Source organism: Curtobacterium sp. MMLR14_006, from assembly GCF_001864985.1.
Taxonomy (GTDB): Bacteria; Actinomycetota; Actinomycetes; order Actinomycetales; family Microbacteriaceae; genus Curtobacterium.
In genome coordinates this window covers 113,620-134,182 of the sequence record NZ_MJGU01000005.1, presented here as the reverse complement: position 1 = coordinate 134,182, position 20,563 = coordinate 113,620, and the positions used below count along the sequence as shown (strand labels likewise).

16 protein-coding genes and 1 tRNA gene are annotated in these 20,563 nt (G+C 73.5%); 14 read left to right on the top strand and 3 right to left on the bottom strand.

Translation table 11 applies throughout. From position 1 onward, the window contains the following. The first annotated feature begins 113 nt into the window (after nt 1–113). From gltX to BIU94_RS02600, 7 genes are all read left to right on the top strand, one after another. Complete coding sequence (gene gltX, locus BIU94_RS02630) at nt 114–1,601, top strand: glutamate--tRNA ligase (protein WP_071253899.1); 1,488 nt, start codon at nt 114–116, stop codon at nt 1,599–1,601. A 10-nt stretch (nt 1,602–1,611) separates the two neighbouring features. Beyond that, on the top strand, nt 1,612–2,613 hold the full coding sequence (locus BIU94_RS02625) for an NAD(P)/FAD-dependent oxidoreductase (RefSeq protein WP_071253897.1): 1,002 nt from the start codon (nt 1,612–1,614) through the stop codon (nt 2,611–2,613). Nucleotides 2,614–2,657: 44 nt separating this feature from the next. Continuing rightward, nucleotides 2,658–2,729: transfer RNA gene (locus tag BIU94_RS02620), tRNA-Gln, on the top strand. Between the two features lie 463 nt (nt 2,730–3,192). Further along, the gene (locus BIU94_RS02615) at nt 3,193–4,065 is read left to right on the top strand and encodes a glycosyltransferase family 2 protein (protein WP_083404541.1); all 873 of its coding nucleotides are present in this window, start codon (nt 3,193–3,195) and stop codon (nt 4,063–4,065) included. Next, nucleotides 4,062–5,024 carry a glycosyltransferase family 2 protein gene (locus BIU94_RS02610; RefSeq protein ID WP_071253896.1) on the top strand — a complete coding sequence of 321 codons (963 nt, stop codon included), beginning with the start codon at nt 4,062–4,064 and terminating at the stop codon, nt 5,022–5,024. The genes BIU94_RS02615 and BIU94_RS02610 overlap by 4 nt, the downstream gene beginning before the upstream one ends. After that, on the top strand, nt 5,021–7,258 hold the full coding sequence (locus BIU94_RS02605) for a hypothetical protein (RefSeq protein ID WP_071253895.1): 2,238 nt from the start codon (nt 5,021–5,023) through the stop codon (nt 7,256–7,258). Before BIU94_RS02610 ends, BIU94_RS02605 begins: the two co-directional genes overlap by 4 nt. Next, complete coding sequence (locus tag BIU94_RS02600) at nt 7,255–8,196, top strand: glycoside hydrolase family 16 protein (RefSeq protein ID WP_071253893.1); 942 nt, start codon at nt 7,255–7,257, stop codon at nt 8,194–8,196. Before BIU94_RS02605 ends, BIU94_RS02600 begins: the two co-directional genes overlap by 4 nt. A 236-nt stretch (nt 8,197–8,432) precedes the next feature. On the opposite strand, the gene BIU94_RS02595 is transcribed toward BIU94_RS02600, so the two are convergent. Further along, complete coding sequence (locus BIU94_RS02595) at nt 8,433–9,914, bottom strand: lipopolysaccharide biosynthesis protein (RefSeq protein ID WP_083404538.1); 1,482 nt, start codon at nt 9,912–9,914, stop codon at nt 8,433–8,435. After that, nucleotides 9,911–10,816 carry a beta-1,6-N-acetylglucosaminyltransferase gene (locus tag BIU94_RS02590; RefSeq protein WP_083404537.1) on the bottom strand — a complete coding sequence of 302 codons (906 nt, stop codon included), beginning with the start codon at nt 10,814–10,816 and terminating at the stop codon, nt 9,911–9,913. Before BIU94_RS02590 ends, BIU94_RS02595 begins: the two co-directional genes overlap by 4 nt. 454 nt (nt 10,817–11,270) lie before the next feature. Between BIU94_RS02590 and BIU94_RS02585 the strand changes: the two genes are divergently transcribed. Continuing rightward, a complete protein-coding gene (locus tag BIU94_RS02585; RefSeq protein ID WP_071253891.1) occupies nt 11,271–12,578 on the top strand; it encodes a glycosyltransferase family 2 protein in 1,308 nt (435 codons plus the stop codon). Nucleotides 12,579–12,964: 386 nt separating this feature from the next. Here the strand turns inward: BIU94_RS02585 and BIU94_RS02580 are convergent, their stop codons facing one another. Continuing rightward, nucleotides 12,965–14,290: a glycosyltransferase gene (locus tag BIU94_RS02580; RefSeq protein ID WP_071253889.1), complete on the bottom strand. Its 1,326-nt coding sequence runs from the start codon at nt 14,288–14,290 to the stop codon at nt 12,965–12,967. Nucleotides 14,291–14,584: 294 nt separating this feature from the next. Between BIU94_RS02580 and BIU94_RS02575 the strand changes: the two genes are divergently transcribed. From BIU94_RS02575 to BIU94_RS02550, 6 genes are all read left to right on the top strand, one after another. Further along, nucleotides 14,585–15,868, top strand: a complete 1,284-nt coding sequence (locus tag BIU94_RS02575; RefSeq protein ID WP_071253887.1) for an ABC transporter substrate-binding protein — start codon at nt 14,585–14,587, stop codon at nt 15,866–15,868. Nucleotides 15,869–16,084: 216 nt separating this feature from the next. Further along, on the top strand, nt 16,085–17,002 hold the full coding sequence (locus tag BIU94_RS02570; protein ID WP_254784718.1) for a carbohydrate ABC transporter permease: 918 nt from the start codon (nt 16,085–16,087) through the stop codon (nt 17,000–17,002). Nucleotides 17,003–17,076: 74 nt separating this feature from the next. Next, nucleotides 17,077–17,913, top strand: a complete 837-nt coding sequence (locus tag BIU94_RS02565; protein WP_254784716.1) for a carbohydrate ABC transporter permease — start codon at nt 17,077–17,079, stop codon at nt 17,911–17,913. Nucleotides 17,914–17,918: 5 nt separating this feature from the next. Then, nucleotides 17,919–18,413, top strand: coding sequence for a hypothetical protein (locus tag BIU94_RS17635; protein WP_071253883.1), 495 nt, complete (start codon nt 17,919–17,921; stop codon nt 18,411–18,413). After that, complete coding sequence (locus tag BIU94_RS02555; protein ID WP_254784713.1) at nt 18,410–19,438, top strand: LacI family DNA-binding transcriptional regulator; 1,029 nt, start codon at nt 18,410–18,412, stop codon at nt 19,436–19,438. Before BIU94_RS17635 ends, BIU94_RS02555 begins: the two co-directional genes overlap by 4 nt. A 286-nt stretch (nt 19,439–19,724) precedes the next feature. Continuing rightward, on the top strand, nt 19,725–20,360 hold the full coding sequence (locus BIU94_RS02550) for an MBL fold metallo-hydrolase (RefSeq protein WP_071253881.1): 636 nt from the start codon (nt 19,725–19,727) through the stop codon (nt 20,358–20,360). Nucleotides 20,361–20,563: the final 203 nt, after the last annotated feature.

The following is a 20,563-nucleotide window of genomic DNA, read 5'->3' as shown; positions in this document are numbered from 1 at the left end:
AGAGTAGGACGCCGCCGGACTTAACTCAGTAAGACCAGGGAACCCCTGACCATTCGTGGTCAGGGGTTTTCTGCGTTCCCGGGGCCTGGAGGCCACGGTAGGATCGGCGGGTCATGACTGCGCCATTCACCACTGCCTCCGGCTCCGACATCCGCGTCCGCTTCTGCCCGAGCCCGACGGGGACCCCGCACGTCGGGCTCATCCGCACGGCGCTCTTCAACTGGGCGTACGCGCGCCACACGGGCGGCAAGCTCGTCTTCCGCATCGAGGACACCGACGCCGCCCGCGACAGCGAGGAGTCGTACGCGCAGATCCTCGACGCCTTGCGCTGGCTGCGGCTCGACTGGGACGAGGGCGTGGACGCCGGCGGCGAGCACGGCCCGTACCGGCAGTCCGAGCGCACAGCGATCTACGACGACGTGATCGAGCAGCTCAAGGCCTCCGGGCACGTCTACGAGTCCTACGTGACCCCGGACGAGATGGAAGCCCGCAACCGTGCAGCCGGCCGCGACCCGAAGCAGGGTTACGACAACCACGAGCGCGACCTCACCGACGCCGAGCGCCAGGCCTTCCGCGACGAGGGGCGCGAGCCGGCGCTGCGACTGCGTGTGCCGGACCGCGACCTGAGCTTCGACGACCTGGTGCGCGGGGAGATCACCTTCAAGCAGGGGACGTTCCCGGACTTCGTGGTCGTGCGGCCGAACGGCAAGCCGCTCTACACGTTCACGAACCCGGTGGACGACGCCCTGATGGGCATCACGCACGTGCTCCGGGGCGAGGACCTGCTGTCGTCGACGCCGCGCCAGATCGCGCTCTACGAGGCGCTGTACGAGATCGGGATCGCTCCGGCCATCCCGGTGTTCGGCCACCTGCCGTACGTGATGGGGGAGGGCAACAAGAAGCTGTCGAAGCGCGACCCCGAGTCGAACCTGTTCCACCACCGTGCTGCCGGCATGATCCCGGAGGGGCTCGTCAACTACCTCGCGCTGCTCGGCTGGTCGATCGGCCCGGACCGCGACGTCTTCTCGATCGACGAGATGGTCGCCGCGTTCGACGTGACGCAGGTCAACCCGAACCCGGCCCGTTTCGACCACAAGAAGGCCGAGGCCATCAACGGGGACCACATCCGTCTGCTCGACGCCGACGACTTCCGGTCGCGCCTGCTGCCGTACCTGAACGAGTTCGTCTCGGACCCGGCGACGCCGGAGCAGCTCGCGGTCCTCACGAAGGCCGCGCCCCTCGTGCAGGAGCGCATGCAGCTGCTCGGCGAGGCGCCCGCGATGCTCGGCTTCCTGTTCACCGACGACGCCGACCTGGTGGTCGAGGACGACGCGCTCGCCTCGCTGAAGGGCGACACCACCGAGGTCGTCACGGCCAGCACCGCCGCCCTCGAGCAGGTCGAGGACTGGACGACCGAGGCGATCGAGGCCGCGCTCCGTGCGGCGCTCATCGACGGGCTCGGACTGAAGCCGCGGGTGGCCTTCGGGCCGCTGCGCGTCGCGGTGTCCGGCCGACGCATCAGCCCGCCGCTGTTCGAGTCGATGGAGATCCTCGGCAAGGACTCGACCCTGACGCGGCTCCGCGCCTTCGCGGCCCGCTGACCCGCCCACGATGAGCACCACCGAACCGCAGGACGGACCGGTCGTCCACGACGTCGCGGTGATCGGCGCCGGCCCGGCCGGGCTGAGCGCTGCGCTCAACCTGGTCCGTGCGAAGCGGACGGTGCTGCTCGTCGACGCCAACCGGCCCCGGAACGCGGCCACGCTGCGGTCGCACGGGTTCCTCACCCGCGACGGGATCTCGCCGCTGGAGCTCCGCAAACTCGGCCGTACCGAGGTGGAGGGCTACCCCGAGGCCACGGTCGTGCAGTCCGTCGTCGACCTCGTCACGCCGGACGCCGCGGGGTGGCGCCTGCACGGTGCGTGGCGGGGGACCCAGCTCGACGCCCGGGCGCGCGCCGTCGTCGTGGCCACGGGGCTCCGCGAGGAGTTCCCGGCGCTCCCGACGTTGCGGGCGTTCTACGGCACGTCCGTGCACAGCTGTGTCGAGTGCGACGCATACGACAAGGCCGGTGAGCCCCTCGCGTTCATCTGCGAGACCGACGACGTCGTCGACCGCGCCCTGCTCGTCGCGGCCTGGACGGACGACCTGGTCGTCTACACGAACGGCGTCGCCCGGGTGGACGACGCCGGCCGTGCCCGGCTCGCCGCCGCGGGCGTCGTGCTCGACGAGCGACGTGTCGAGGACCTGGAAGGCGACCGGACCGGCATGACCGGCGTCCGGCTCGCCGACGGGCACGTGGAGCCCCGTTCCGGTGGCTTCGTGCGCCCGACCTGGCACGCCGACCTCGACTGGCTGCAGGTCGCGGACGGTCCGGACGACCGCGACGACACGCCCGGAGGGCGCCCGCTGCTCCGTCGGGACGCGGACGGGCTGCTCGTCGTCGACCGGGTCGGCCGGACCTCGGTCCCGGGGCTCTACGCCGTGGGGGACGTGACGCCTCCGGGGCCGGAGCAGCTCATCGTGGCTGCCGGCCACGGTGCCGCGACGGCTGCCGCCGTGCACCGGGACCTGGTGGGTGGTCTCACGGACCTCCGGGATGCTGTACAGTAGTTGATCGTGCCCCGGACAACGGGACACGAGGCCGCAGGGCCTCTTGGGGTATGGTGTAATTGGCAACACAGCGGTTTCTGGTACCGTCGTTCTTGGTTCGAGTCCAGGTACCCCAGCACTCGACGAACAGCCCCCGGGATCATCCCGGGGGCTGTTCTCGTCTCCGCAGGCGATCCGCGAGACCGACGCGTCGCGTCGTGCAGGCGCCGCGTCGCCGTGTCGCCGGAGCACGGGACGGACAGGAGGCGCGGTGCGGGGCCGCGCCGAGCCTCCCGTCCGGCAGCCGGTTCCGTCTCCGGACCGTGCGCCGCCGCGCCCACCGCGCCGCCTGCACGACGGTTGCGGGTTTCCGTATCCGCACCGGCGGGTCCGCAAGCGACCCGGACCCGCATTGACCGGCGCCCCGCCCGCGGCGATGGTTGGACCGCGGGCGAGAGTACCCACTCGGCCGCGTTCCCGGTGGCGACGGTGCCGCGCCCACCCAACGGCGGCGTTCCCATGCCGTCGCGGCGTCGTCAGCGGACGCCGGTCCCACTTCGAGACACCCGACCGCAACCCTGACCCGACAGGACCGTGCTCATGCCCGTTCGAACCGTCCGCCCCGCAGACCCGAGGGTCTCCGTCGTCATCCCGGCCCGCAACGAGGCCCGCAACCTCGAGATCATCCTGCCGATGCTCCCGCCCGTGCACGAGGTGATCCTCGTCGACGGCAACTCGGTCGACGACACCGTCGCGACGGCGCAGCGCGTGCTGCCCGGCATCCGTGTCGTGCACCAGACCCGCAAGGGCAAGGGCAACGCGCTCGCCTGCGGGTTCGAAGCCGTGACCGGCGACGTGGTCGTCATGTTCGACGCCGACTGCTCCGCCGACCCCGAGGAGATCCCGCGCTTCGTGCAGGCGCTCGTCGACGGCGCCGACGTCGCGAAGGGCACCCGGTACGCCCTCGGCGGGGGGAGCGACGACATCACGATCCTGCGGAACCTCGGCAACCGCGGGCTGAACGCCCTGTGCAACGTCATCCTCGGCACCCGGTACAGCGACCTCTGCTACGGCTACAACGCCTTCTGGGCGGACGTCCTGCCGGAGATCGGGCTGCTCTCCTCCGAGCTGCCGCGCCCGGCCGACGGGACGATGCTCTGGGGCGACGGCTTCGAGATCGAGACCGTCCTGACCTGCCGCTGGTCGTCCGCCGCGTTGGCCATCACCGAGGTGCCGAGCCACGAGAAGCTCCGTGTGCACGGTCACAGCAACCTCAACGCCGTCACGGACGGCATCCGCGTGCTGAAGTCGATCATGCACGAGCGTCGTCGCGCCGTCGCCGGCCGTGCCGAGGCACGTCGCGTCGCCGTGCACGCCGTCCCCCCGATCGTCGGCGGCAAGCAGGCCGGGGCGCACGGCGCTCCCGTCGCGGCCGCCGCCGTGGTCGTCGGCCTCGAGGAGGACGTCGCGTGACGACCGTCGCGGTCGTCATCTGCGCGTACACGCAGCAGCGGTGGGGCGACCTGCAGGACAGCGTCGAGTCCGCCGTCCGCCAGCCCGAGCAGCCCGAGGTGGTCGTGGTGATCGACCACGAGCCCGAGCTCCTGGCCCGGGCGTCGGCGCGGTGGCCCGACCTGCGGGTCGTGCCGAACACCGAGGACCGTGGGCTCTCCGGCGCGCGGAACACCGGCGTCGCCCTGACCGAGGCGGACGTGGTCGCGTTCCTCGACGACGACGCCACGGCGGACCCCGACTGGTTGCGCCACCTGCTCGCCGCGCTCGAGGACCCCGAGGTCGTCGGCGTCGGCGGCCGTGCGACACCGTCCTGGCCGACCGCCACCGGGGCCGGCCCCTACGCCGACGAGCTGCTCTGGATCGTCGGGTGCTCGTACCGCGGGCTGCCGGAGGCGCCGGGCGACGTCCGCAACGTGATCGGATCGAGCATGGCGTTCCGCCGCGAGGCGATCCTGCTGGCCGGCGGCTTCCGCTCCGGCATCGGCCGCGTCGGCGACCAGCCCCTCGGCTGCGAGGAGACCGAGCTGTGCATCCGGATCGCCCAGGTCCGGCCCGGCGCACGGATCCGCTACGAGCCGCGGTCGAACGTCGCGCACCGGGTCTCACCGGACCGCGTGACCATGCGCTACCTGCGCCGTCGGAGCTACTACGAGGGCATCTCGAAGGCGGTGCTCAGCCGGCGCGTCGGCACGGGGGACTCGCTCGCGAGCGAGTCGACGTACCTGACGCGGGTCATCCCCGGCGCCGTCCTGCGCGAACTCGGCCGGACCGGCCGCGGCGGCGGTCTCCGGGCCGGCGCGATCGTGCTGTCCGTCGCCTCGACCGTCCTCGGCTACGCCGTGGGCCGGGTGCTCGGGGGCGTGGTCGTCACCACGCCGGCGGCCCGCCCGGTCGAGCAGCCGGTGAGCGCGAGGTGACCGGCACGACGCTCGCGCCGGTCACCTCGCCGGACCCGTCCGGCCCGCCCGCGTCCGACGACGGCACCCCGGTGCGCGACGGCCGCGACCGGGTGATGGGGCCCGCCGCGCGGCTCACGGCCGCTGCGACGGTGGTGGCCACGCTCCTCGTCGCGCTCGTCGGCACGGTCGCCGACCTGCCGACCCTGCGGGGGAGCGCCGTCGGGGTCTTCCTGTTCGCACTGCTCGGCGTCGCGCCGCTCCTGCTCGTCCGGCCGATGCCGCTCGCGCGGTTCGCCGTCCTCGCCATGGCCGGCTCCCTGGTCGGGACGATCGGCATCGGGTACGTCATGGCGACGGCCCACAGCTGGGAGCCGTCCGGACCGTTCGTCGCCCTGGTCGTCGGCACCGTGGTGGCGCTCAACGTCGTCGTGCCGCGGGACCTGCGGGCGCTGCGGGCGCTGCGGACCGTACGCCCGTCCGGTGCGCCGCGCGGGTGGCGCACCGGACCGACCACGATCGTCACGACGCTCTCGCTCGTCGGGCTGGGCATCGTGGTCGTCGCTGCGGTGACCCACGTCGGCGACCCCGTGCCCGCCGGGCTGTTCGGTTCGCTCGGGCCCGGGCTCGTCGTCGGTCTCGTCCTGGTGGTCGCCGCGACGGTCCTGGCACTCGTCCGCGGACGCGGACTCGCGGTCCCCGTCGTGGTGCTCGGCGGTGTCGTCCAGCTCGCACAGGCGATCACGTACGGCGTGCCGACCGTGACCGCCGCCGCCCGGCACATCGGCGTCCTCGAGTACATCCGGCAGCACGGCGGCACCGATCCCGCCGCCGACATCTTCCAGACGTGGTCCGGCCTGTTCGCCGGCGGTGCCTGGGTGGCCGACGTCGGCGGCATCGTCGACACGATGACGATCGCCGCGTGGGTGCCGGTGCTGCTCGCGTTCAGCACGACGATCGCGGTCGGGGTGCTCGCGGCACACTGGCTGCCCGGGACCCGACGCCCCTGGGTCGCCGCGCTGCTCACCGCGATGACGGGATCGCTCAACACGACGTACTTCTCGCCGCAGTCGACCGGCATCCTGCTGTCCGTCGTCATCCTGGTGCTCGCGACCGGGCCCGTCCGGGACGCCACGACCCCATCCGGTGCGCGCACCCGGACCGTCGGACCGACCCGCATCGCCGCCATCGCGGTGATCGGCGTCGTGCTCGCCGTGACGCACCAGATCTCGCCCTACCTGACGGTCGCCGCGCTCGTCGTCCTGGTGGTCTTCCGACTGCTCCGGCCCTGGTGGTTGCCGGCCGTCGTGCTCGTGCCGGCAGTGGTGTTCGCCGCGTTGAACGGCGACGTGCTCGGCAAGTTCCTGTCCCTGGCCGCCGTCGGCCGTGTGCTCGACAACGTCCAGCCGCCCGCCCACGACCTGACCGTGCTGCCGCGACCGCTCGTCACCCGGTTGGCGTTCGACGTGCCGGCGGCCGCGCTCGTGCTGCTCGGCACGGCCGCGGTCGTCACGGTGCTGCTCCGCCGGGACCGCGTGCACTGGGCCCTGCTCGCCGCGGCCGCGAGCCCGGTGTCGCTGCTCGTCGCCACGAACTACGGCCAGGAGGGCGTGTTCCGCGTCGTCCTGTTCGCGACGCCCTGGATCGCCGTCCTGGCCGCCGCGCTCCCGCTGCCGGCCGGTCGGTTCGCGCCCGTCGGCGCGCTGCTGCGACGGGTGGGCCGTCCCACCGCGGTGCGGTACGCGGTCGCCGCTGCGGGGGTCGCCGCGCTCGTCGCGGTCGGGGCGTTCGGGCAGACCGCGCTCGACTGGAACCGGGTGATGACCCGCAGCCAGTCCGAGGCGACGCGGCTCTACGACCGCACCGCACCCGCAGGGTCGGTGATGCTGCTGACCGGCTCGGCGAACGCGGTGCCGAGCAACACCGGCGCACGGTACTTCGACGTCGGCTACCTGTCCCGCGAGGCCCTCGGACCGTACCCGTCCCCGCAGGGCTACGACGCGACCGCCGACGTGTCCGTCCTGACCCGGGAGCTCGTGCAGAACTGGGCCGCGACGAAGTACTACGCACTCGTCGCCGAACCGTTCGGTGCCTACGACGAGCGGTACGGCTACCAGAGCGACGCCGACTACCAGCGGCTCGCCCGGGCGATGGCGTCCTCGCCGCAGTGGCAGCGGGTCTGGTCGTCCGGCACCACGACGCTCTACGAGCTCACGCCAGCGGGGCTGCGCCGCGCCGCCGGGGCCGCGGGGTGACCCGCGTCGGACCGACGCTCGATCCCCGTGCCACAGCCGCCAACGGCGCGCCGGCGGCGCACGCCACCGGCCGCTCCCGACACCGCCGTGCAGCGAGCAGCGGCCGCCGTGCCGCGCTCGTCGCCGCGGCGGTCGTGGTCGCCGCGGCCGTCGTCGCCGGTGCCACGACAGGCCGGGACGTCGACGCGGTCGACCCGAGCGGAGCGGTGATGCCGACGGCCGACGGCGGCGGCGGGTGGCAGCGCGTCTTCGCCGAGGACTTCGCGCAACCGACCGCGACGGGCGCCTTCGAGCGCACCTACGGCGACCGGTTCTCGGTGTACCACGGGTTCGCGGACACCGCCGGGACGGGCCGCTACCAGGCCTCCGCCCTGACCGCGCACGACGGCGTGCTCGACGTGCACCTGCGCACCACCGCGGGCGGCACACCGCTCGCCGGCGGCGTCGTCCCCCTGGTCGACGGCCGGTGGGGCGGACAGACCGCCGGTCGGTACAGCATCCGCATGAAGAGCGACCGGGTCGACGGCTACGGCGTCGCGGTGCTGCTCTGGAGCGACGAGAACGTCTGGGCGGACGGCGAGGTCGACTTCCCCGAGGGCGCGCTCGGTGGCACGGCCGGGCTCAACGTGCACTGCGTCGGCGACCCGGAGCAGAAGTGCGTGCAGCACGAGACCGCCGCGTCGCTGGCCGACTGGCACACCTACACGATCGAGTGGACGCGCTCGCGGATGTCGTTCCTGGTCGACGGCGCCCTCGTCGGCACGACGACCGAGTCCATCCCGACGGCCCGGATGCACCTGGTCGTGCAGGCCGGCTCGATCGCCGGTGTCCCGCCGCGGAGCGCCGCCGGGTCCCTGCTCGTCGACTGGGTGACGATCGACGTGCCCGCGGCCGGTGCCGACCCGCAGGCGACCACGCCGGACCACGACGGGCGCTGAGCACCGGCACGACGGGCGTTGCGCGCCGGCACGGTGCGTGACGGGCGTTGCGCGCCGGCACGGTGCGTGACGGGCGCTGAGCGCCGGCGTGACGGGTGCTGCGCGCCGGCACGGTGCGTGACGGGCGCTGGGCGCCCGCGCGGTGTGCGCCGTGCGACGGGCGCTCGGCGCCGGGGCGGTGCTCGGCGCGGTGCGGCCGGCGAGCCGCCCCCACCGGACGCGCCCTCGTGCTGCCGTCAGGACGAGGTCGTCGCGCCCCGTCCCCGAGCCGACCGCAGCCGGACGACGAACCACGGCAGGCAGGCGAGCACCCCTGCGGCCCGCACCCAGTTCCAGAGCGCGTCCTGCGGCACGAACAGCGACGCGGCCGCCACGAGGAGTGCCCCGGCGACCGGGAGCACGACCGCGGGCCCCGGGCCCGTCCAGGCACGCCGGTCGGGCAGGACCGCGAGCTGCAGCACCGCGAGCACGACGTACGCCACGACGGTCGCGGCCCCGGCGCCGGCGATGCCGAACAGCGGCACGAGCACGAGGTTCGCGCCGATGTTCACCGCTCCGGCGACGGCCGCGATGACGCCGACCGCCACACCGCGTCGCTCCACGAGCAGCAGCCGGCCGGTGGCGCCGCTCGCGACGACCGGCAGGGCCGTGGCCGCGACGATGAAGACGACGACGGTGAGCCCCTGCACCCGGTAGGACGCCGGTGCCAGGACGGGCAGGGCGATCGGCGACACCAGGGTCACCGCGAGGAGCACGGGCGCGAGCAACCGGTACAGCTCGTCGCGGGCGTGCACGGCGAGCTCGCGCCGGGCCACGGCGTCGCGGACCGCGGCGAAGTGCGGCGCCCACGCCTGGTTCGTGAACGTGAGCAGCAGGATGACCGCCGACCCGACGACGTAGGCGATCTGGTAGCGCGCGACCTCGTCCGGACCGAGCAGCCGCTGCACGACGATCCGGTCGCCGGCGTTCAGCACGAAGTACGACAGGTTGCCGAGCGCGACGGGGATGCCGAGACGGAACGCGCGGGCGGTCGTCCTGCGGTCGAGCAACCCGGCAATCCGCGGTCGCGTCGCCGCGATCCCCACGACCATCGCCGCGCCCTGCGCGACGACACCGCCCCACGCGTACGTGGTGGCGTCCGCGTGCACGGCGGCGAGCAGGCCGAGTCCGATGACGGACCCGCCGATCGACGACAGCAGGCTCGTCACGGCGAAGACGCGGATGCGGTCCTGGGCGACGAGCACCGCGAGGGACAGCTGGACGATGGCCGACGGTCCCGTCCAGAGCACGGCGACGAGGAGCAGCGGGTGCGCACCGACGAACCCGGCGGCGTCGCCCCACGCGGGGATCGTCGCGAGCGCGGCCGCGGTCACGACGGCGGCGGTGACGACCCCGACCGCGAGCAGGCCGCGGGCCCGGCGGTCGTCGCCGTCCTCGGCGCGCTGCAGGACCGCCGCCTGGTCGAGGCCGGCGACCGCCAGCACGACGAGCGCCTGGTACAGCGCGATCGCCGAGGCCAGGACGCCGAACTCCGACGGCGGCATGAGGTGCGCGAGCACAGGCGAGATGAGCGACGAGACGACGAGCTGCATCGACCAGACGACGACGTAGAGCAACCCGCGGCCGAACAGGACCGAGGCGCCCTTGCGGACGGCTGATGCACCGTCGCCGTCGCGGGCGGCCCGCGCCTGCCGCCGGGTCTGCGGGGGCAGTGTCACGAGGTGACCGCGGCCGCCACGCCCGGACGCAGCCCGAACGCGCCGTCGACGACGTCGAGCAGGTCGGCGCTGCGATCCGTCGAGAACTTCCGCGCGAAGACCTGCGGCAGCGCGTCCGCGGTGTCGGTCCGGCCGGCGAGGAGCCGCCCGGCGTCCTCGATGGTCAGCCACGGCGGGCTCTTCTGCGCCGTGCCGTCCCACCCGATCCACCACAGCGAGTGCGGCACGTGTTCGTCGGCGAAGCCGGGCACCAGCGCGGGGGAGCCGAGCACGGAGAGCACGAACGTCTCGTCGGCCGCCCAGGTGCGTCGCCAGAAGTCCGTCAGGTCCGGCCGGCGGTCCACCGCGTCGACGACCGCGGCCGCGTGCCGGCGCGCGAGGACCTTGAGCTGCGAGCCACCCGTCAGCACCACGTCACGCGGCGCTCGCCGCGGTACCGGCAGCCGCAGCATGTGTTTCCGCCATGCCCAGTGCCGGTAGCGGATCCGGCCGACGCCGCCGTCGCGACCCCACTCCGGGTGCGGCAGCGGGTGCGCGAACACGAACGAGCGGTCCCGGTGTGCCTCGAGCAGCGCCGTCGTCTCCGCCGGGGACGCCAACGGGTAGTCGCTGCCGGTCAGCACGGCGACGTGCGTCGCGTCCGTCTCGGCGAGTGCCGCACGGTAGCCGGCGACCTCGGCCTCGACGTTCTCCCACCGGGCCCAGCCGGTCCGGATCCGCGGCAGCAGCCGCACCCGGTCGGGCAGCCCCTCGGTCATCGCCCGGTGGACGTCGTCCGGCGTCCGGGAGTCGCAGTGCAGGAACACGGGGAACGGGTCGAGCGCCTCGACGAGCCGCCGGACGTGCACGGGGTCCTCGTGCGCGAGGACGACGCAGGCCGGAGCCGCGGGGGAGATGGCCATGGACGCGACGCTAGGCGCACGCGATCGGGGCGACAAGGCGGCCGTGGGGCCACTGCGGTGAAGCGGCGGTTTCCCGCAGCGGGCCCGAGGATCAGCGCTGTCGGCGGAACCTCGGGCAGTCGCACAGTGCGCAGTCGCTGCCCGGACGGTAGTGCTCGTGGGCGTCCTGCACGTGGCCGCAGACGCAGGTCGGGACGCCGAGCTCGGTCGTGGGGCCCAGCGACATGCGTCCTCCTCGTGCCCGACGTGCTGCCGCCGGGTCTCCCGTCGATCCTAGGGGCAGCGCCCGGGAGCCGCCCGGACCGCCGACCCCCGGCCCGCTCCGTCCGTCCGCCGGAGGCCGCTGCGACCGCTCACCGGGGCGCCTGGCGGCAAACCGCAAGTCGCGCGTCCGTCGCCGCACGCGCCCCCGGCCGTCGTTGACCGGCCGGAGCCCCCACCCGAGCATCGGAGCATGACCGAACCCCAGGCGACCGTCAGCGGCGTGCTCACCGTCACCCCCGCGATGCCGTCAGCCGGGGTCCCGACGTGGGCCGGAGCCGCCTGGGTCGGCGCCGTCGACCGGCAGGAGGCGGCCACCGCGACCGCCGTCGCCCTCCAGGACGCCGAGGGCTTCCGTCGCGCACGGCTCCTCGTCCGGGACGGCCGTGAGGTCGCCGGCTTCGTCGACGTCGCCGTCGACGCAGCGGGGGCGGTGGATCCGGCCGAGCTGGGACCGGCCGTCCGCGCACTGCGTGCCACGGGCCTCCCGGCCGCACCGACCGGCACGCCCGTCGGCCGCGTCTCCGTCGTCATCGGCACCCGCGACCGGCCGGACGACGTGCGGCACGTCGTCCGGTCGGTGCTCGACTCGGCGTACGACGACCTCGAGGTCGTCGTCGTCGACAACGCGCCCTCGACCACCGCCACCCGCGACGTGGTCGCGTCGTTCGACGACCCCCGGTTGCGCTACGTCCTGGAGGCCCGACCCGGCGTCTCACGCGCACGGAACGCCGGTCTCGCCGTCGCCTCCGGAGCCGTGGTCGCCTTCGTCGACGACGACGTGGTCGTCGACCGCCTCTGGCTCGCGGCGCTCGCCGAGGCGTACGCCCGCGACGCGGACGTCGTCTGCGTCACCGGGCTCGTGCCGAGCGGGGAGCTGCGCACGCCCACCCAGCGGTACTTCGACGAGCGGGTGACCTGGGCGCGGAACACCGACCGCCGGGTCTTCCGGACCTCGGCGCCGCCGGTCGACCTGCCGCTCTTCCCGTTCTCGGTCGGCGCGTTCGGCACCGGGGCGAACATGTCGCTGCGGCGCTCGGCCGCGCTCGCCCTGGGCGGCTTCGACGTCGCCCTCGGCCCGGGGACCCCCGCCCGCGCCGGCGAGGACCCGGACCTGTTCACGCGGGTGCTGTTCTCCGGCGGGGCGCTCGCCGTGGAGCCCGCCGCGGTGGTCTGGCACCGACACCGCTCCGACCGCGCCGCCCTGCGGTCCCAGGCGCTCGGCTACGGCACCGGTCTCGGGGCGTGGGTGACGAAGCTCGTGCTGCGACCGCGGACGGCGGTGGCGGTGCTCCGTCGGGCCGTCGGCGCGCTGCGGCAGCTCGGGGCGCTCGGGCAGGGGACGGCCGGTGCCGGCGAGCCCGTCGCGGTGGACACCGTGGGCGGGTGGCCCGTCGACGACGAGTTCCGGCAGGCCACCGCCGGGCTGCAGCGCGTGGAGCTCCTCGCGGCGCTCGGCGGTCCGTGGCGGTACCTGGTCGGACGGGTACGGCGGGGCTGACCTCCGCGCGCGGGGACGCGGCGCGCAGGGATGGTGCGCGGGCTGGCGCGACGACGTCGGTGTCGTGCGACGGCGATGTTGTCGCGCTCGGCGCGGCTGGCGGGGCTGCGACATCGTCGAGGTCGTGCGACGTCGAGGTTGTCGCGCTCGGCGCGGCTGGCGGGGGCTGCGACATCGTCGAGGTCGTGCGACGTCGACCTTGTCGCGCCGTGCGAGGGGCATCGGCGGCTGCGACATCGTCGGTGTCGTGCGACGTCGATCTCGTCGCACGGCAGCGCCGCCCGCACGTGCACGGCACCGGCACCGGCGCGTCGCACCGCACCGGCACGGCGGACGGACCGCACCGTTACCGGTACACCCCACCGGCACGGCACCGCCCGGTGCCCCTACGGGCGGAAGCGGCCCTCCTCGACCGAGCGCCAGAACCGTCGGCTGCGCAGGTACGCCGCCGGGCCGGCCGGGAAGCCGCGGAACTCGTGGAACGCGAGGGACCGGGGGATGCGCGTCGTCGAGGCCTCGGTCACCGTCTCCGGTGCTGCGTCGCGTCGTCCGGCCAGCCGGGAGACGAGCTGGCGGGTCTTGACGTCGGCGGCGACGGGCATCAGACGGGCCAGGGCCAGCAGGTGCCGACGGTCCTTCACGACGAGCGCGCACATCAGGGCGGTGAAGCCGACGCCGTTCGAGTGCAGCTGGTGGTGCAGGCCGGCCAGGTCCTGGCGGTGCCGGTGGTGCACGACGGCGCGGGGTTCGAACCCGATCCGGCCGCCGTTCCAGAGGATGTCGATGAAGATCGCGAGGTCCTCGCCGCCGCGGGCTGGTACCCCGGCGCCGAGCGTGGTGTCGAAGCCGCCCGCTGCGTCGAACGCGGACCGTCGGCACGCCCAGTTCGCGCCGGCGCCGTAGCCGCCGATGCCGTACACGGCGAAGTGCTTCCGGATCGAGCCGTCCGGGGCGACCGCGGAGACACGGGCGTGGCGCATGACACCGGGCACGTCGTCGGGGACGATCGTCACCGGGTCGAAGGTGCGCTCGCCGCTGAAGCCGCCGTAGTACGCCTCGTACCAGATCTGTGCCGGGGTGGCGAGTTCGACGGGCAGGATCATGCCGGTCACGGCCGAGAGCGCGGGCTCCCGCACGAAGCGGGTCCCGATCATCCGGAGCCACTGCGGGTCCACCCGCACGTCGTCGTCCGTGAAGGCGATGACCTCGCCGAGTGCCGCGGCGACCCCGGCGTTCCGACCCGCCGAGCACCCCGGGCGGCGTTCCGTGACGAGCCGGACCGTCCGGCCCTCGAGCAGGGCGGGCAGCGGGTCGGACGCGGGCAGCACCACCCGGTTGTCGACGAGGACCACCTCGTGCCGCGGGTAGTCGAGGTGCTCGAGCACGTCGAGCAACCGGCCGAGGTCCTCGACCCGGGCGACGACGGTCGAGACGACGATCGAGATCATCGGCAGCAGCTCGTCCGGCACCGGGGTGTCGTCACCGGCGCGGTCGGCGCGGACGCCCGCGATCGGCTCGAGCGCGCGTGCGGCGTCGTCGGGGTCCGCCGTCAGCAGCACCTCGCGCGTCGCGACGGGGTGTCCGTCGCGGTACCCGACGACCAGTGCCGAGGTGCCGTTCTCGTCGGCGACGAGCCGGGGCAGGGGAGCGTCGAGGTCGACGCTGACGACCCGTCGGGGCCCGGGCACGGAGACGGAGGAGAGCTGGGTCATGCCGCGGACGCTACGGGGGCACGCCGGAGCCGGACAACGGCGCGGGAGCGCAGTGGCGGTGTTCGTGCGGACTCCCGCACCGGTGCGGATCCGGCCGAGCGGTGGTGAGCGCTCACGGGACATCCACGCCGGGTTCCGAGGTCACGCTCAGGTCACGGTGTCAGTGCAACCGGTTGCAGGAGCACGCCGCCGGGCGTAGCGTCACCGCCCAGCAGGCAGCGTCGCCTGCTCCAGGACAGCGTCGGACGGTTCCGCCCGACGTCGTCCTGGTGATCTCGATGAGGAGACAACGCTGTGAAGACAACACGCTCCAGGGTGCGGTTCGCATCCGTTGCCGGGGTCGCCGTCATCGGCCTCGTGCTCACCGGCTGCTCGAGCGGGAGCTCCGGCGCCGGCTCGGACGACGCCAAGAGCGGCCAGGACAGCCGCGGACCCATCACCTACGTGCAGGGCAAGGACAACTCGAACGTGGTCCGCCCGCTGATCGCGAAGTGGAACAAGGCCCACCCCGACGAGAAGGTCACCTTCAAGGAGCAGTCCGACCAGGCCGACCAGCAGCACGACGACCTCGTGCAGCACTTCCAGGCGAAGGACTCCGGCTACGACGTCGTCGACGTGGACGTCGTCTGGACGGCCGAGTTCGCGGCGAAGAACTGGCTCACCCCGCTGAAGGGGTCGATGGCGATCGACACGTCGAAGCTCCTGCCCGCCACGGTGAAGACGGCGACGTACAACGACACCCTCTACGCCGCACCGCAGACCTCGGACGGCGCGCTGCTCTACTACCGCAAGGACCTCGTCAAGACGCCCCCGACGACCTGGGCCGAGATGATGGACGACTGCTCGATCGCCAAGGACGAGGGCATCGGCTGCTACGCCGGCCAGTTCGCGAAGTACGAGGGCCTGACGGTGAACGCCTCCGAGGCCATCAACGGCTCCGGCGGTTCGGTGCTCGGCACGAGCGGGGACCCGGACGTCGACACCGCCGACGCCAAGGCCGGCCTGCAGAACCTGGTCGACGCGTTCCAGGACGGGAACATCCCGGCCGAGGCGATCACGTACCAGGAGGAGCAGGGCCGCACTGCATTCGAAGCCGGCAAGCTGCTGTTCCTGCGCAACTGGCCGTACGTCTACAACCTGGCGAAGACCGACGGTTCGAGCAAGGTCAAGGACACCTTCGGCGTCGCCCCCATCCCGGGTGCGGACGGCGTCGGTGCCTCGACGCTCGGCGGGCACAACGCCGCGATCAGCGTGTACTCGAAGCACAAGGCGACGGCGCACGACTTCCTCGAGTTCCTCATCTCGAACGACACGCAGAAGTTCTTCGCGACGCAGGGGTCGCTCGCCCCGGTCGTCGGTGACCTCTACACCGACTCCGAGCTGACGGCGAAGCTGCCGTACCTGCCGACGCTGCTCAAGTCGATCGAGTCAGCGGAGCCGCGCCCGGTCACGCCGTTCTACCCGGCGGTGACGAAGGCGATCCAGGACAACACCTACGCGGCGCTCAAGGGATCGAAGTCGGTCGACGAAGCCCTGAAGGACATGCAGGACGCCCTCACGTCGGCGACCAGCAGCTAGCGACACGCGGCGCACGCCGCATCGGACTGGAGGCACGGTGCCATCCCGGCACGTGCCTCCAGTCCGCCCCTACTTGCGTTCCGACACCCCCGGCAAGGAGGCCGACACGTGTCAGCAGCAACCGAGATCCCCGCAGCCATCCCGGGCCCGACGGGCACGGAACCGAAGCGCCGATGGCGCAAGGGCGGACTCAACGCCGAGCACGGCCGATGGGCCGTGTACCTCATCGGCCCGACGATCCTGCTCCTCGCGATCGTCATCGGCTACCCGGTCGTCAGCGCGATCATCCAGTCGTTCCAGCTCGACCAGGGCCTGGACAAGGCGACGGGCATGTTCGTGCAGGGCGGCTTCGCCGGCCTGGCCAACTACGTGCACTGGCTCGGCCAGCGGTGCGGCGAGGTCAGCTGCCCGCCCGGCAGCCTCGGCTCGCAGTTCTGGGTGGCCTTCGGCAACACCTTCTTCTTCACGGCCGTGACCGTGGTGCTCGAGACCGTCATCGGGCTCTGGATGGCGATCATCATGAACCGCGACTTCCGCGGCCGTGCGTTCGTCCGCGCCGCGATCCTCGTGCCGTGGGCGATCCCGACCGCGGTGACGGCGAAGCTCTGGTACTTCATCTTCGACGCCAACGGCGTCCTCAACCACGTCATCGGTCACCAGGTCCTCTGGTTCTCCGACGAGTGGGCGTCCCGCTTCGCCATCGTCATCGCCGACACGTGGAAGACGACCCCGTTCATGGCGCTGCTCATCCTGGCGGGCCTGCAGCTCATCCCCGAGGACGTCTACGAGGCCGGGAAGATGGACGGGGCGTCGACCGTGCAACGCTTCCTGCTCATCACGCTGCCCCTGGTCCGTCCGGCGCTGATGGTCGCCGTGCTGTTCCGCGTGCTCGACGCGCTGCGCATCTACGACCTCATCGCCATCATGACCGGCGGCGGTGGCGGATCCGGCAACGCGACCGTCTCGCTCTCCGTGCTCGTCGTCGACCAGATCCGGCAGGGGTTCAACGCCGCCTCGGCGCTGTCCACCATCACGTTCCTCATCGTCTTCATCGTCGCCTTCGTCTTCGTCCGCTTCCTCGGGGCGAACGTCGTGCAGACCCAGGCAGCCCAGCAGAAGGGTGAACTCAAGTGACCCTCGCAGCCGACCGGCCACGGTCCCCGGCGGCGACGAGCCGCGACCGCGCCGCCGACCGTTCCGACGTCCGGGTGCGCCGCCACCACGGGCCGACCGTCCGCACCGTCGTGCAGGCCGCCGTCATCGCCGTCTGGTGCCTGCTGCCGTTCTACTGGATGGTGGTGACGAGCTTCCGCGACGTCGGCTACACGTTCGACCCGACGCCGTGGTTCACCCACGTCACGCTCGACAACTACGCGACCGCGTTCTCCACGGCACTCGGCAACCACCTCGGTCGGGCACTGCTCAACAGCGTCTTCATCGGGATCGCCGTGACCGTCATCGCGCTGCTGGTCGGCACGTCGGCGGCGTACGCACTCGCCCGGCTCGAGTTCCGCGGCAAGTCGCTCATCGCCGGCGCGATCCTCGCCGCCTCGATGTTCCCGGGCGTCGCGCTCATCTCGCCGCTGTTCCAGCTCTTCACCGACATCGGGTGGATGGGGAGCTACCAGGCGCTCATCCTGCCGAGCATCTCGTTCGTGCTGCCGCTGACGGTCTACACGCTGGCGTCGTTCTTCCGCGAGATGCCCTGGGACCTCGAGGAGGCGGCGCGGATCGACGGGTGCACCCGCATCCAGGCGTTCCGGCGGATCATCCTGCCGCTCGCCGCGCCCGCCGTGTTCACGACGGCGATCCTGGCGTTCATCTCGAGCTGGAACGAGTACCTCATCTCGTCGCAGCTGTCGAGCGACGCGACGCAGCCGGTCACGGTCGCGATCGCCTCGTTCGCCGGGTCGCAGCCGCACCAGGAGCCCTACACGGCGGTGATGGCCGCGGGCACGATCGTCACGATCCCGCTCGTCGTCCTCGTCCTCGTCTTCCAACGCCGGATCGTGGCCGGCCTGACCGCCGGCGGCGTGAAGGGCTGACGACGATGGCACAGCGCGGCCCCACCCGGCCCACCGCACGGATCGAGGAGGCGATCGGCTTCGTCGGCGCGTTCGGCGTCCTGTTCCTCGTCGTCACGGTGTCCTGCGAGCTCACCGGGCGGCCGGCGCTCGGCTGGGCGCTCACCCTGCTCGCGTGCGTGCTCGCCGTGGTCGCGCTCGACCGCTGGCGGGTCCGGGTCCTCCGGCGGCAGGACGACGACGGCTCCGGGACCGCCGCCGAGTTCGTCCCCGTGCGCTCCGGCAGCAGCCGCGACGACCAGCCCGGCCCGGACGGCCGGGTGCACGGACACGTCGGCTGGGACGAGGTCGAGCGGGCGGGACGTGCCCGACGAGCCGGACGGCCACGGCGCGAGCGGCGTGACGGACCGGCCGGGGGTGGCGGTCCCGGCCCGACGGACACGACGGACGCACCCGCGGGACCGGACCACGGCGCTCGGGCCGTGCACCCGGCGGACGCGACGCGCGCGACGGAGCGGTGACGGGCCTCCCGGGCGGTGCGGCGGGCATCCAGCAGATCGCGACCGCCACGGGGTTGTCGAAATCGACGGTGTCGCGCGCGCTCCGCGGGATGCCGAGCGTGGCGGACACCACCGTCGACCAGGTGCGGCGCGTCGCCGACGAGCTCGGCTACGTCCCGAGCTCCGCGGCGGCCGGCCTCGCGACCGGGCGGCAGCGCGCGGTGGGCGTCGTGCTGCCGGTGATCGACCGGTGGTTCTTCGTCAAGGCGCTCGGCGGCGTCGACGCCGAGCTCAAGCGCGCCGGGTACGACCTCGTCCTCTACAACCTCGGCGGGCCGGGCGGCGACCGCGACCGGGCGTTCCGGCGGTCGATGCTGCGGCACCGGGTGGACGGCCTCGTCCTCATGTCCCTGGTGCTCGACGCGACCGAACGCGCCGAACTCGAACTCGCACGGCACCCGATGATCGTGATCGGCGGCCCCGCACCGGGCCTGCGGAACGTCGGCGTGGACGACTGTGCCGTCACCCGGACCGCGGTCGGGCACCTGTGCGCGCTCGGGCACCACGCGGTCGCCTACGTCGGCGGGCAGGACGAGGCCGGGATGAACGTCGCCGTACCGCACCTGCGCCGGGACGGCTTCGTCGACGCGATGCGGGCCGCGGGCCGGACCGTGCCGGGACACCGGCTGCTCGACGGCGGCTTCTCGTTCCCGGGCGGCGTCGCGGCGGGAACGGCGCTGCTCGACGCGGCCGAACGGCCGACGGCGGTGCTGTGCGCCTCGGACGAGATGGCGCTCGGGGTGCTCCTCGCGGCGCACCGTGCCGGGCTGTCGGTGCCGGAGGACCTGTCGGTGATGGGGGTCGACGGCCACGAGTACGGCCGCACCGTCGGACTGACGACGGTCGCGCAGGACCCGGAGGCGCAGGGGAGGACGGCCGCGCGCGCGGTACTCGCCGAGGTCGAGGGGGCGGCCACGCGGTCGATCGCGGCGGCGCCCGCGGCGCTCGTGGTGCGTGCGACGACGGGCCGGGTGCCGGGCGGCTGACGGCGGGCGGGGCGCGGGCGCGGCGCACGCGGCTCCGGACGACGGTTGGCGCGGCGCACGCGGCTCGGTGCGGGCGGCGCGGACGTGGCGCGGATTCGTGTCGCACAACCGAAGTGCGCTCGAACCCGGGAACCGCGCGGCGCGGGCTCACTTTGGTTGTGCGGCGTCACCGTCCCCGAGCGGCGAGCGGCGAGCGGCGAGCGGCGGGCACCGGGCGGCGAGCGGCGGGCACCGGGCGGCGGTGCGACGCACGCGGTCCCCGTCGGCGCCGCGTAGGGTCGCCCGCATGGAGGTCACGAAGCTCGAACACGCCTGCCAGATCGTCACCGAGGGCGCCGCCCGCCTCGTCCTCGACCCCGGCGAGCTCACCCGGCCGGTGGAGGCCACCGGGGTCGTCGCCGTCGTGGTCACGCACGAGCACCCCGACCACGTCACGCCCGAGCAGGTGCTCCGGATCACGGCGGCGAACCCCGGTGCCGTCGTCATCGGGCCCGAGGGGGTCCGGGCCGTCCTCGCCGACGCGGGCATCGAGGTCGACGTCGTCACCCACGGCGACCACCGCACCGTCGGGCCGTTCGCGCTCGACTTCCACGGGACGCGGCACAACGTCATCCACGCGAGCGTCCCCGTCGTCGACAACACCGGCGTGCTCGTGGGCGGCCGGCTGTTCCACCCGGGCGACTCGTACACCGTCCCCGACGTCCCCGTCGAGGTGCTCGCCGCGCCCGTCGGGGCACCGTGGCTCAAGGTGGGTGAGCTGATGGACTACGTCGCCGCGGTCGCTCCGTCCCGTGCCTACCCGGTCCACGAGGCCACCCTGTCCGACGTCGGGTACGCGATGCACACCGGGCGCCTCCGCGACGCGCTCGGCACCGCGGGCGAACTCGTCGTGCTCCGGCCGGGGGAGTCCCTGACCGTCTGACCACGCCACGTCCGCGGGGCGACCGGTCCCGGGTGCGGCTCGCGGCTCCGGACGCCCGCACGGTCGGACGGGAGGCCTGTGGCGGGGCCCGCCACGGGCCTCCCGTCCGACGGCACACCCGGGCGACACGCCTCGTTTTGGCTCCGTGCGCGGCTTGTGCCATACTTGTCGAGTTGTCGGAACGGCCCCATCGTATAGCGGCC

What these genes read in the sequence shown, in the direction of transcription:
- gltX (WP_071253899.1), top strand. Translation starts at nt 114, where the DNA reads ATGACTGCGCCATTCACCACTGCCTCCGGCTCCGACATCCGCGTCCGC.
- BIU94_RS02625 (WP_071253897.1), top strand. Translation starts at nt 1,612, where the DNA reads ATGAGCACCACCGAACCGCAGGACGGACCGGTCGTCCACGACGTCGCG.
- BIU94_RS02615 (WP_083404541.1), top strand. Translation starts at nt 3,193, where the DNA reads ATGCCCGTTCGAACCGTCCGCCCCGCAGACCCGAGGGTCTCCGTCGTC.
- BIU94_RS02590 (WP_083404537.1), bottom strand. Translation starts at nt 10,816, where the DNA reads ATGGCCATCTCCCCCGCGGCTCCGGCCTGCGTCGTCCTCGCGCACGAG.
- BIU94_RS02585 (WP_071253891.1), top strand. Translation starts at nt 11,271, where the DNA reads ATGACCGAACCCCAGGCGACCGTCAGCGGCGTGCTCACCGTCACCCCC.
- BIU94_RS02580 (WP_071253889.1), bottom strand. Translation starts at nt 14,290, where the DNA reads ATGACCCAGCTCTCCTCCGTCTCCGTGCCCGGGCCCCGACGGGTCGTC.
- BIU94_RS17635 (WP_071253883.1), top strand. Translation starts at nt 17,919, where the DNA reads ATGGCACAGCGCGGCCCCACCCGGCCCACCGCACGGATCGAGGAGGCG.
- BIU94_RS02550 (WP_071253881.1), top strand. Translation starts at nt 19,725, where the DNA reads ATGGAGGTCACGAAGCTCGAACACGCCTGCCAGATCGTCACCGAGGGC.